The sequence below is a fragment of the Alcanivorax sp. VBW004 genome, from assembly GCF_009718865.1.
Taxonomy (GTDB): domain Bacteria; phylum Pseudomonadota; class Gammaproteobacteria; order Pseudomonadales; family Alcanivoracaceae; genus Alcanivorax.
On record NZ_WNHC01000001.1, the window covers coordinates 2,544,369 to 2,556,008 of the forward strand.

The 11,640-nt window shown below is 58.2% G+C and carries 9 protein-coding genes; 3 read left to right on the forward strand and 6 right to left on the reverse strand.

What is annotated here, in order from left to right; all coding sequences use genetic code 11:
- Window positions 1-91: 91 nt before the first annotated feature.
- Entirely contained in the window at window positions 92-1,555 is a 1,464-nt protein-coding gene (locus F1529_RS11545) for a hypothetical protein (protein WP_155134878.1), read from the forward strand.
- Window positions 1,556-1,765: 210 nt separating this feature from the next.
- Here F1529_RS11545 and F1529_RS17540 read toward each other — a convergent pair whose 3' ends face one another.
- The 3 genes from F1529_RS17540 to F1529_RS11555 are packed head-to-tail and all read right to left on the reverse strand — an operon-like array spanning window position 1,766 to window position 5,221.
- Window positions 1,766-1,924 (reverse strand): hypothetical protein, encoded by a 159-nt coding sequence (locus tag F1529_RS17540; RefSeq protein WP_196220449.1) that lies wholly within the window; start codon window positions 1,922-1,924, stop codon window positions 1,766-1,768.
- Complete coding sequence (locus F1529_RS11550) at window positions 1,924-3,033, reverse strand: PepSY domain-containing protein (RefSeq protein WP_155134881.1); 1,110 nt, start codon at window positions 3,031-3,033, stop codon at window positions 1,924-1,926. Before F1529_RS11550 ends, F1529_RS17540 begins: the two co-directional genes overlap by 1 nt.
- A gap of 40 nt (window positions 3,034-3,073) precedes the next feature.
- Window positions 3,074-5,221: a TonB-dependent siderophore receptor gene (locus F1529_RS11555; RefSeq protein ID WP_155134884.1), complete on the reverse strand. Its 2,148-nt coding sequence runs from the start codon at window positions 5,219-5,221 to the stop codon at window positions 3,074-3,076.
- Between the two features lie 201 nt (window positions 5,222-5,422).
- Here F1529_RS11555 and F1529_RS11560 point away from each other — a divergent pair, with 201 nt between their 5' ends.
- Window positions 5,423-6,148: a pseudouridine synthase gene (locus F1529_RS11560; RefSeq protein ID WP_155137350.1), complete on the forward strand. Its 726-nt coding sequence runs from the start codon at window positions 5,423-5,425 to the stop codon at window positions 6,146-6,148.
- A gap of 63 nt (window positions 6,149-6,211) precedes the next feature.
- Here the strand turns inward: F1529_RS11560 and F1529_RS11565 are convergent, their stop codons facing one another.
- Together F1529_RS11565 and F1529_RS11570 are read right to left on the reverse strand one after the other, a co-directional pair.
- A complete protein-coding gene (locus F1529_RS11565; RefSeq protein ID WP_155134887.1) occupies window positions 6,212-7,096 on the reverse strand; it encodes an oxygenase MpaB family protein in 885 nt (294 codons plus the stop codon).
- A 134-nt stretch (window positions 7,097-7,230) separates the two neighbouring features.
- Window positions 7,231-8,115, reverse strand: a complete 885-nt coding sequence (locus tag F1529_RS11570; protein ID WP_007149636.1) for a LysR substrate-binding domain-containing protein — start codon at window positions 8,113-8,115, stop codon at window positions 7,231-7,233.
- Window positions 8,116-8,244: 129 nt separating this feature from the next.
- On the opposite strand from F1529_RS11570, the gene F1529_RS11575 reads away from it, so the two are divergent.
- Window positions 8,245-8,448, forward strand: a complete 204-nt coding sequence (locus tag F1529_RS11575) for a hypothetical protein (RefSeq protein WP_063521714.1) — start codon at window positions 8,245-8,247, stop codon at window positions 8,446-8,448.
- 185 nt (window positions 8,449-8,633) lie between these two features.
- On the opposite strand, the gene ltrA is transcribed toward F1529_RS11575, so the two are convergent.
- Window positions 8,634-10,346, reverse strand: a complete 1,713-nt coding sequence (gene ltrA, locus F1529_RS11580) for a group II intron reverse transcriptase/maturase (protein ID WP_155134890.1) — start codon at window positions 10,344-10,346, stop codon at window positions 8,634-8,636.
- Window positions 10,347-11,640 lie beyond the last annotated feature (1,294 nt).

The following is an 11,640-nucleotide window of genomic DNA, read 5'->3' on the forward strand; positions in this document are numbered from 1 at the left end:
CCACCATCCAGTGGGCGTGGTATGAAACTGCGGTAAACGCGATTACGCCACAAGGGTGCGTTAGAAAAGTCCTTCACAAGGGAAGCGGTCAATGGGGCAGTGGTTTGTTCTGGTGAAACAGGTATTCCTGTTAATTGGGGTGATGGGATTGCTGTGCGGCTGTGTGGGGACGCCGGTGGCTGATGTGGATGCCGTGCGCGAACAGGTTGACTGGAAAACCGACAAGGCGCTGCAACAGTTCTCTGTCGAGATGCCGGAGCTGCAACAAAAACTGGATGCAGCCCCGGGCTACATTGTCGGCACCACCGATGTTTTGCTTCTGGGCCCCCTGGGGGGTGGCACGTCGGTGGCGGTATTACACGACCAGCGCGATGACACGCATACCTACCTGGATATTCATTCCGTTCGCATGGGGCTGGGGATTGGTGCGCGGGCGGAGCGCTTTGTGGCGGTGATTAGCGACCCGGCTGTGATCGACCAGATCACACGGGGCAAGTGGCTGTTACGCTCCAATGCAAGTTCCAATGTGGGCAACAGTGATGAGCAGTTGGGCTCCGCCAATGCGGGTATTGAGCTGTTCACTGCCAGCGAATCCGGGGTGTCAGCCGGGGCCAGCATGGATATCAGTCAGGTGCGGGTGAACCATCGTCTGACCAACACCGGTCTGTCCCAGTATAACTATCCCAACCGTCGCTCAGCGCTCGACAGTAGCGGCGACGATGTTCCCCGTTACTGGAACCACCCGCTGCCATTTCTGGGCAAGCAGGCGGTGGCCCGTGGCTATGATTTGCCTATGCCTTTCGGGATTGGCGTGCTGCGGGCAGATGTACGCCAGGATATGCGGATTGAAAACCTGGAAGTGGGCTTTAATGGCAATGGCACCCGGCCGTTCCGGTTCGTGTCCTTTGGTGCCGACAGTGACTTGATTACCGAGCAGATCAAGGTGGACGCCTGGGTGCTGCCGTTCCTGAATCTGTATGGCACCTTCGGGCAGGTAAACGGGGATCTGGATCTGGATATTCAACTGGATGGCGATATTCTGCTGGCTCAGACCGGCAAGGATTGCACCGGCGCCATCAGGCCGCCGGTGTGCTATCTGTTTGAAGGCAAGCAGGTGCGTTTCCCCATTGATGTGGACCTTAGCCCGATGAATTACGGTGCCGGGGGCGTGGTGGCCTCCGGGTGGCGGGACTGGTTTTTATTGGTGCCGTTTAACGTGACCTGGACCGATTCCGACAAGACCACGCTGGAAGGGCGTGCCTTGACCGTCAGTCCGCGGGTGGGGCGCGGCTTTGCATTAAACCGGGCCGGGCGGTTGACGGTGTTTGCCGGCGGTAACTATCTGGATGTGCGGACGGTGGCAGCCGGTAGCCTGGCGATTCCGGGTACCGATCAGGTGCTGGATTACAAGGTGGATCAGAGTAATTCTGATCGCTGGAATCTGGTGGCGGGAGCCAACTGGGACGTAACGCCGCGGCTATCGGTGATGCTGGAATACGATGGATTTATTGGTACTCGCGATGCGTTTATTTCGGCCGTTACCGTGCGCTTCTAATGGCTTTTCTTTTCTGTAGGAGCCTCACTTGAGGGGCGAAATCCAACCCTGAAAAGACATTTGCCAATTCTCATAGAGGGAATGGAGATCACAGGGTAGAACGATTAATTGTCTTTGTGCCTTTTGCTCTGTGGTGAGACGAGTTTCGATCCTCTCCGTCGCTGTTCGCTCCTCAAGTGGGGCTCCTACAGTCGTCTGTTATGGCGTGGGTCAGTGTCGTTTGGCGTAGGCGTAAATCACGGCGGCCACCGGGATGCCCAGGCCCAACCACGACACCGCGTCGTAGACACCCTCGCCGAGCAGGGCGGCCAGCAGCCCCACGATACTGGTGATACCGATGAACAGCGGAAGGGCAAAGGTTCGGCTCATCATGCACCCCCAGCGTTGCTGTTACGTCGCCGCACCCACCACAGGTACAGGCCGGTCATCAGCACCACAATGGTAAACAGGTCCAGCACAAACCAGAGAATCTTCAGCGGTAATCCGCCGTAATCCCCAAAATGTAGCGGGCCGGAAAGGGCGAGTGCCTTGTTGTACCAGGGCATCTCCCGCATGCCGGCAAACTCGCCGGTGCGCGCATCAATCAGTACCGGTGTGGTGATGTGCGAAGTCAACGGCGTGTTGCCGTGCAGGAAAATGGCGTAGTGATAGTTGGTGGACCAGGAGCCACCGGGGAAGGCCACGAATTGCAGGGTCATGTCTGGCGCTGCTTCCACTGCCTGCTTGACAGCATCATCCAGCGAGGCCATCTCAGCCGGGGTGGGAACGGTGTCGCCCTGGTAGCCGGCAGTCAGGTCGGCCAGTGCCTGGGTTCGCCAGGTAGTGGTGATAGGGTCCGCAAGGCTGTTCACCACTCCGGTGAGGCCCACCACGGTGAGCCAGGCGACGGTCACGATGCCCAGCAGGTTGTGGTAATCCAGCCACTTGATGCGTTTGGCGCGCTGGGTGCGCAAGGCGCCGAATTCCAGTTTGCGCATGAAGGGCGCGTAGAGCACAACGCCGGACACAATGGCGATGATCAGCAGCAGGCCCATGGCGCCCAGGAACAGCATGCCGGGTAAGCCCAGGAACATGTCGGTGTGCAGTTGCAGCAGGAATTCCATGATGTCGAAGCCATCGTGACCGGGTACCGGCTCGCCGCTGGTTCGATCGAAAGATGCCATGGTCATGTCGCGGCCGGGGGAGTCCGGCGCGGGACCACTGGTGACGTTGATAACCGGGCGGTCGATATCGAAGCTCATGTACAGCGGGACTTCACCAGGGCGGTGCTGCGCCGCCTGCTCGAGAATATCGTCCAGACTCAGCAGCGCACCGTCAGGGTTGGCGGGTTGCCAGTGGTCACTGTGGAGAACGCTGTCGAGTTCATCATGAAAGATCAGCGGCAGTCCGGTGATGCAAAGCATTAACAGGAAAGCGGTGCTGATCAGGCTGGTCCAGGTGTGCAGGGAGGACCAGATTCGGAACGTGCTTTGTTTCATAAAAGATTGCCCCGGCACAGGCCGGGGCGTTTCCCTGGGATCAGAATTCGTAGGTGCCAGATAGCATAACGGTACGCGGAGCGCCTACGGTCAGGTAGCTGGAGCCGGGGAAGCCGCCGGCGGAAGCCCAGTAGTCCGCATCTGCCACATTCTCTACCCGGGCGCGCAGGGTCAGCATCTTAGCGTCTCCGACCGGGATCAGATAGCGGGCACCGAGATCCAGGCGGGTCCAGTCCGGTATTTTCTGGGTGTTGGCGGCATTCGCATACTGGGAACTGGTGTAAATCACGCGGCCGTCCAGGGACAGGCCTTCCGTGCCGGGGACAGCCCAGTCCACATTCAGGTTGGCCTGGGTGTCCGGGGAGCCGATGGCGTCTTCACCATCCACGTCGGTATCCAGCAGGCTGACACCGCCGAGCACCGTCAGGCTGTCCAGTGGCTTGCCGTAGGCCATCAATTCCAGGCCGTTGTTTGTCTGGTCGTCTACGATTTCAAACTTGTTGTTGCCGTCGAAACCGGTGATGGGCTTCTTGCTCTGGAACAGGGAAACGCTACCGCCCAGGGTGCCGGCATCGAACTTCATACCCAGTTCGGTCTGTTCGGTGGTGAAGGGAGCAATGGTTTCCCCGGCGTTAGCCACCGGCTGGCTGTTGTTGTTGGCGGGAGCGTTACCGCCAGCCACCAGGCCTTCGATGTAATTGGTGTAGAGGGAGACGGAATCGGTGAGGCGGTACAGCACACCAACGGACGGAGTCACATCGTTGTCTTCATACTTGTTGCCTCGATCACCGGTGTTGTAGTCGTAGCTGGTGTCTTCGATTTCCTGGTAGCGGGCACCGAGCGTCACCAGTAGTTTATCGTCCAGCATGGCAAGCTGGTCAGCCAGTGCGACGCTGCGCATCTGGGTTTTGATGGTGGTTTTGGGATCGTTCAGTTCACCACCGATTAACCCCGGTGCCGGCATAGGGGCGGTCATTGGGTTATAGATATTGCCGGTAACGCCAAAGCCAAAGATATAGGCGTTTTTGGAGTCCAGTTCATAGCTGGCGCTAGACAGACTCAGTGTGTGCTTCACCGGCCCTGTAGCGATATCCCAGCGGACCCCTGCTTCACCTGTGATAACGGTGTCTTCGCGGGTGTTCTCGAAGCTGTTTGCAGTGTAATCGCCGGCGGTGTTGTTGACGGTGGGGTTGGCGAAGATGGCTTCCTCTTCGCCTCGGCGCGCGCCGGCAGCAAGCCAGGCGGTGACGTTATCCGCAAAGTCATACTCGGCGCGCAGGGTGCCAAACAGGTCTTCAGAGTTGGAGTAAGTCCAGGGTTGGGCGATGCTCTTGTCGGCATCCGGGGTTTTCTGGATTGGCACGCCGGAGGCAAAGGTAATGCTGGGCATGGATGCATCCATGCTGAATTTCTGGAAGCCCAGATCGGCGGAGAGACGCAGATTCTCTTCGCGGAAATCCACACCGATATGTGACATGGATATTTTCTGGTTCTCGCCATCCACAGCGGTGTCGCCATCGCGGCGGGCGGCGTTGATACGGATGCCGGCACGGCCGTCGTCACTACGGCGCGCCAGATCCACAGCACCGTAACCCTGGCCGCCGCTCTCCACGCCGAGGGTAAACTGATTCACCGCATAATTGGGGGCGCGCTTGGGCAGTACGTTGATTGCACCACCTAGCCCACTGCCGCCGGGCGCTGCGCCGTTCAGGAACGCATTAGCACCGCGGAATACCTGAACGCGCTGAATGAACTCCGAAGACAGGTATTGGCGAGGGAGCAGGCCATACAGGCCGTTGTAGCTCATGTCGTCGGAGTACACCGGCAGGCCGCGCACCAGATAGACTTGCTGGAAGTTGCCGAAGCCGCGGGCAACACGGACCGCCGGATCATTCAGCAGCACATCACCGACACTCTCCGCTTGCTGGTCTTCGATCAGCAGTTCTGTGTAGTTGGTGAAATTGTAAGGGGTTTCCAGGCTACCCTGCTTGCCAAGGATCCCCAGAGAACCGCCTTCGGCCACCTGGCCACCGGCGTACGCTTCACTAAGACCTTCCTTGGAGGCGTCGGCACTGCTTTGTACTTTTACGGTTTCAAGCACATGGCTCTGTTCCTCGGCTGCATGGGCAAAAGAGGCGGTGAAACAGGCGAGTGTCAGTGCGGTCAGGCGATAGGGAAAGGTCGACATGGCAATCCTGTAGTGACAGCGGAGTGAGCATTTGGATAACGGCCCAGCGGCAGTGGAGCAAAGCGTTATCCTGGGTGCTCTTGGTAAAATTATGACTGCTAATGGGAACTGTTTGTATTCTCTTTTCATAATAGTCTTTTTCTAATGGCTAAATAGCATTTAGCTATCACGGTTTGAATGGCCGGCAGGTAAACTGTGCCGATGCCAAGCCGCCACCACCGTCTCGATCGTTTTCTCAGCCAGGTTCTGCAAGTCAGCCGCAGCGGGCTGCGACCAGTGCTGGCTGCGGGGCGGGTGCGGGTAAATGGCGTGCCGGTACGGGATCGCCAGCAGCGAATCGGCCCGTTTGATCGGGTAGAGCTGGACGGTCAACCACTGCAAAGTGAAGCGCCGCGTTACCTGATGGTGAATAAGCCCGCCGGCGTGGTCAGTGCCACCAGTGACGATCAGCACACCACCGTGATGGATTTGTTGCCTGCGTCACAGCCCCGGGGTTTGCATCTGGCCGGCAGGTTGGATTTCAACAGCACCGGCCTGGTGTTGTTGACCAATGATGGCGTCTGGTCCCGGCAGCTGAGTCAGCCGCAGAGTCAGGTTCGCAAGCACTATCGGGTGACGGTGGAGCAGCCTTTGACGGAGGCGTATGTGACCGCATTTTCCGAAGGCATGTGGTTCGCATTCGAGGGCATCAAGACACGCCCGGCGACGCTCAGGATTCGCAGTGCTTACGAGGCGGATGTCTGGCTGTGCGAAGGCCGCTATCACCAGATCAAGAGAATGTTCGGACGTTTCGATAACAAGGTGCTGACGTTGCACCGTCTGGCTATTGGTCATCTGGTTCTGGATGAAAGCCTGGCCCCAGGGGAGAGCCGTGACCTGCTGCCTGGGGAGGTGGCCGGTATCGCGGGATTGTCCTCCCGGGCTTAGCGTCAGGCCGCCGGCGCTAGCCTCCGGCACAGTGCGACAGGTTTACGCGCGTCCGCGATAACCTTAAATCAGCGGTTTGCCTTTTTTCAGCCGGCGACGGAAGTCCCAGAGCGGCAGCAGATAAGCGGCCTGGCGAATAGGGCTAGGAAAGAGGCGGCTGATGCGGCCAGCCATCCGCACAAAGCGTTCAAATTTGCGCTGCTTGTCGTCGTTCCATTCCAGCTGCATCTGATCGCGCAGTTCTTGAGGAAGAAAGCCGGTGGTGATGAAGCGGTTGAAGCGGCCGAACAGGAACTGGCTGACCGGGTTGAGAAATTTCAGGTCGGCGATGATCATCAGAAAATCCCGCACACGCTCATCAATGCTCAGGTGCTTCAGGCCGTTTTGCCAGTACGCCTCAAAGCCGTCCAGGTCCTTTGGCCACATGTCCTGGCGCACCTGCAAGGTGGTGCCGAGCGGGTGAGATAACCGGTAGAACGCTTCCTGCTCCGCGTGGCTCAGCGTCCGGTTAACTTTCTGGTAGGTATCCACAAAGCCCCAATACAGGCAGGCGGCCACCCACATCTGCAATTCGGGATCGAAAGCGTTGTACTCCACCGGCGAGCTGTCGGTGGAATAGACCTGCCTGTGCGCCCCGTTGACGGCCTTGCGATAGGCCAGTTTTTCCTCGTTGGTGCCCATCATGGCCACGGCCAGATAGGTAAAGGTGGTGCGGGTGCGTTTGAACGGGCGGTGCAAAACGGAGCCACTTTTCACCCGGCTCTCGGCAACGCCGTAACCGACGGCGGGGAGGGCCAGTTGCATGATGATATTGGCGCCGGCAGACAACATGACGGTGCTGTCCAGAATGCCGGGGAATGTGCGGTCCAGCTCTTTGGCGCTGAGGGGGGGCGGCCATTGGTTCTCAAGCCGGTTTTTTTTGTCGAAAGCAGAGGCTTGTGCGGTCATTGTTGTTCATCCTCGAAAGCCGGCGGCTAAGCCGGTCATACGCTCGTTTCAATTTATGCTAACGAGGATGTATTCATTAAACAATGAGACAAAATTAATTATTTGTATCGTTTCTCGGCATGCGTTGTGGCCCACTATAACCGCAGTGCCCGGAAGACCGCCCGTACATGACCGGCGAGTACGTGGGTGGCTGACCCTTCTTCCCCACGGTAAAGCATGGCGATCTGATAATCGCCCAGTTCGGGGAGGGCGTATTCGTCACCCAGTTGCTGCAAGGGTGGCTGGATCAGGCTGAGGGGGAAGGGGCCAATGGCCAGATCTGCCTGCATGGCAGCTTCCTGGCCGGCACAATGTTCGCTGGTATAGGCGACCCGGTAGCGATGCTGGCTGTGGTCCAGCGCTTCCAGCGCCATTTTGCGCCAGGGGCAGCCCTGGCTGGCCAAAGCCAGGGGCAGAGGATTCTGGGTGACCGCGATACCACTCTGGGCGCCTGCCCATACCAGCGGCTCGCTATGCACCACTTCCCCCCGTGCCGGCCGCGCCTGTTTGCCCGTGGTCACCATAATCAGGTCCAGTTTGCCGGCATCCAGTTGCTGCAACATGTCGGCGCTGCGACCGACAATCACATTCACCTGCACCGCAGGGTGGGAGCGGGAAAACTGGGTCAGCACCTGGGGCAGAATGCGGGTGCCGATATCATCCGGGGTGCCCAACCGTACGGTGCCTTCCAGCTCCGGGGCGGTGAAGTGGCTGATCGCCTCCTGGTTCAGTTTCAGTAGCCGCCGGGCGTAACCGAGCATGGCTTCCCCTTCGGCGGTCAGGCTGACTCGCCGGGCTTCGCGGAGAAATAGCCGTTGGCCAACCTGTTCCTCCAGGCGCTTGATTTGCATGCTCAACGCAGAGGGGGTGCGGAACACTTCGTTGGCGGCCTGGGTGAAGCTCTCGGTTTCAGCAATGGCCACGAAACTGCGCAGGATTTCCGTATCCAGCAGGGGCTGGAGAGGGGTGTTGGGTGGCATGGTTAACCTTTCAGAAAAATTGAACGATAGGTGCAGTTCTTTTCGATTTACTGATGATAAACCTGATTGCATTATGGAGGCCAATCACAGCCCAGCCACTCCATATTGTCATCAGACAGGGAGGAGACCATGAAGCACAACGAAACCCAGACACTTGAAGCCCCGGTACGGATTCAGTCCCGCAAACCGGACCTGCACATGCCGGCCATGCCTCCGCTGGCGATGATGGATGCCCTTGATTATCGCATTCGTCTGGCCTGGTACCGCCTGCGCAAGAACCGTGCGCAGCAGCGTGCCCGGGTTATCCAGCGTCTGCAGAGACCTCTGGCCTGACCCTTTTTGCCGGGCTGTCAGGGTTTGACAGTCCGGCCATAACAAAAAAGGCGCCTGAAAAGGCGCCTTTTTTGTTTGTGACACGGAAGCCGTGACGGGAAGTCGGGTAGCCGGGGCGCATTACTGCGCCCCAGCCCCCTAAGAACCGTACGTGCGAGTTTCCCCGCATACGGCTCAAGCCTTTTCTAAGCCCCCGAAGGAGCCGGTTTCGAGACAGAGAGATTCAGGGCATGGACCCTGTTGTGACAGACCGGGTGCAAGAGCACCCGGTTAGCTAGGATGTCCGGGCCGCCCAGAGAGCGGTACACGATATGGTGGTCGTGCCATCCGGTTTCCTCGCCCAGTGGCTGCTGGCATAGTGCGCAGCGGCCAGCCTGTTCTTCGTACAGCCTTACCCATTGACGGTTGAAGCCTCGCGCCTGAATCAGACGCTTTTGTCGCAGGGTTTCGCCATACAATTCCCAAGCAGGGTCGAACGGGTTAAATTCCGCTTTCACCTTCTGATGCCGCTTGATCTTCACGTCACTGGCGTAACGCAAAGAAAGCAGCCTGTCTTCACCGCTTTTCTCATCCTTGACGGGCGCGGCAAATGTCCACGTCCGGTTACCGATGGGGTGGAAATATCGCTTCCGTACCCAGTTGGCTCCCTTCTTTGGATGTCGTCGCCTTGCCCAGCGCCATAGTGCCCTGAAAATCAGAGCATCCATGCTTGAGAACACCTCGCTGGCTACCTGATGGTGATGGTACTGCGTCCACCCACGAATTACCGGGTTTAGCTGTCCAATCAGGTTCCCCGTCTTGGCGGATTTGTTGGCACTGATGATGCTCTTGGTCTTGCTGTAAAAGGCCTTCACGTTCTTCTGTGACGGTTTTATCAGCAGTTTGCCGCCGAACTTGCGGGCATGCCAACCAAGAAAATCAAAGCCCTCGGTGATATGGCGGACACGGGTTTTCTCCTCGGATAGGCACAGTCCTCGCTGAGCGAGGAACTGCCTGACTAAGGGTAAGACTTGCTCCTCCAGCACCTCTTTCGAGTTGCCGGTAATCACAAAGTCATCCGCGTATCGCACCATGTATACCTTGAACCTCCGGGCTTTCTTGCTGCGCTTCTCACCGAAGTGTTCAGCGAGCAGCGGTTCCAGCCCGTCCAATGCCATATTTGCCAGCGTGGGGGAGATAATGCCCCCCTGCGGCGTTCCTTCCGTCGTGGCTTTCAGCGTTCCAAAGTCAACGACCCCGGCTTTCAGCCACTTGCGCAGCATCCCCTTGTCCATGGGGATATTAGCGATCAGCCAGTCATGACTGATGTGGTCGAAGCACCCCTCAATGTCTGCATCAAGCACCCATTGAGCGGAACCTGGCTTGCCCAGCCCTTGGTGGCACTGGCAGATCGCGTCCGCCGTCGAGCGATTGATCCGGAACCCGTAAGAGTTCGGATCACCCGAGGTTTCAGCGACCGGCTGCAAAGCCAACAGATATAGCGCCTGCATGGCGCGATCTGTCATGGTGGGAATGCCCAGAGGGCGTTTCTTCCCATTGGCCTTGGGGATATAGACGCGCCGTAGTGGCCGCGCCTTGTATCCTCGCTGCTTCAGACGGCTGATGCCGTCCCACTTGCTTTGCGGTGTACTCCAGAGTTCGCGGTCGACACCTGCCGTCCGCTTGCCCCGGTTCTCCGTCACCCGTCTCACCGCCAATGCTTTGGCGGAAAACGAGCGGGTCAGCATCCGTTGCAAGGCTTTCACCTCACGCCATCTGCCTTCCCTCGTTGCCTTCGCGATGCGGGCCTGCATACCCCGGACATTCCGTTCCACCCGGCGCCAGTCAATCTGGTGCCAGTGGTCAGGTATGCCGGAAAATGCAGACACGTCGCGGTTTACCGAGTCGTGCTCTTTCATGCTATTTTCCTGTGAATTGTCACAGGCGCACGGACGTACGACTCGGTCAGGAGTACGTACACTAAAGTCCGCACTCCTGGCGACATGTTTACCCGAAAATGAAAGACCCGATAGGGTGGGCCGCGAGGCACACCTTTCTCATTTGGCCGCCTATTTCGGGACGGGTTTCAGCTGGTCTTCTCGCGATAAAAGACCAAGTGGAAGTGGGCACAGCTTTCGCTGCCGGGCACGTTTAATCCCGGTATCCTCGCCATTACAGCGCGGCCTTCGCTTTCTCCACTCTCCTGTACCCGCACCCCCAACAGCTCTTCTTGCGTCGAGCCTGCCCCGCTATATATCAGCGGGGCGGAGATACGGGCTTACCGTGTACCTTACGTGTCACATGAAAGGGTTAGGTCCTGTCTTTCCGCCGGTGGTTTGATGGCAGCGTGGGGCGAATGTAAAGCGCCACAACCAACCACATGCCTTTTGGCCAGAGCCTGCTAGCAATCCTAGGCTCAATCCCGATAACGACGTTTATCAACAGTTCACTTGCGTTAACCATACCTCCCAGCCTAGCGCCTTGGATGCGGATTACTCACATCCTCCACTGTCTGCCTCGCGGCATTCAGGCCCGTAAACGGGGGCTACATTGTCAGGGCGCTTCCCACAACTCCGTTACCAGAGATGCAGTACCCCTAGGCTACCGTTGGCTGCACAACGGGTCTCACTTACCGACATTCCAAACCCAGTCGGGTGTCGATACGAGACAATGACGCGCAAGACTTCGCGCACGTGTTAGCGCTGCGTTGTCGAGCGTTTAATGACGCAGGAGTAGGGTGGGTTTACCCCGGACATCGCCAGATATAACGACGAGCGGGGGCTCCTTTGTCATACAGATTTCCCGGTCTTTCAGGATGAAAGAACCGATCACACTTTCTCGTGATGAGTAGGGAATAGAGCACGTGGCGAACCTGCTGAACAGGCCCACGCGAAGAGGGGACGTCTATAAACGGGCTACTTTTCTTGCTTCTCCTTCTCCTGCCGTTCGTACCAACGCACATACATGTTGGCAAGGATGAACAGGACCATTCCGATATGGAACAGCGAGAGAATAAAGAACGATGACCAGTTCATGTTCGACCCTCCTCTTTTGGCTCTAACACTCAAAAGAGTGCCATAACGGGGAGGCGCAAGCACCTCCCCGCCAGGCGGGTATGAAGAGGCGGGGAGCCTCTGGAACTGCCCCTGGGCGTTAGACACAGGAACAGCTCATGGCTTGTGGCCACAGGCTGTTCCTAGCCTGCGGCCTTGG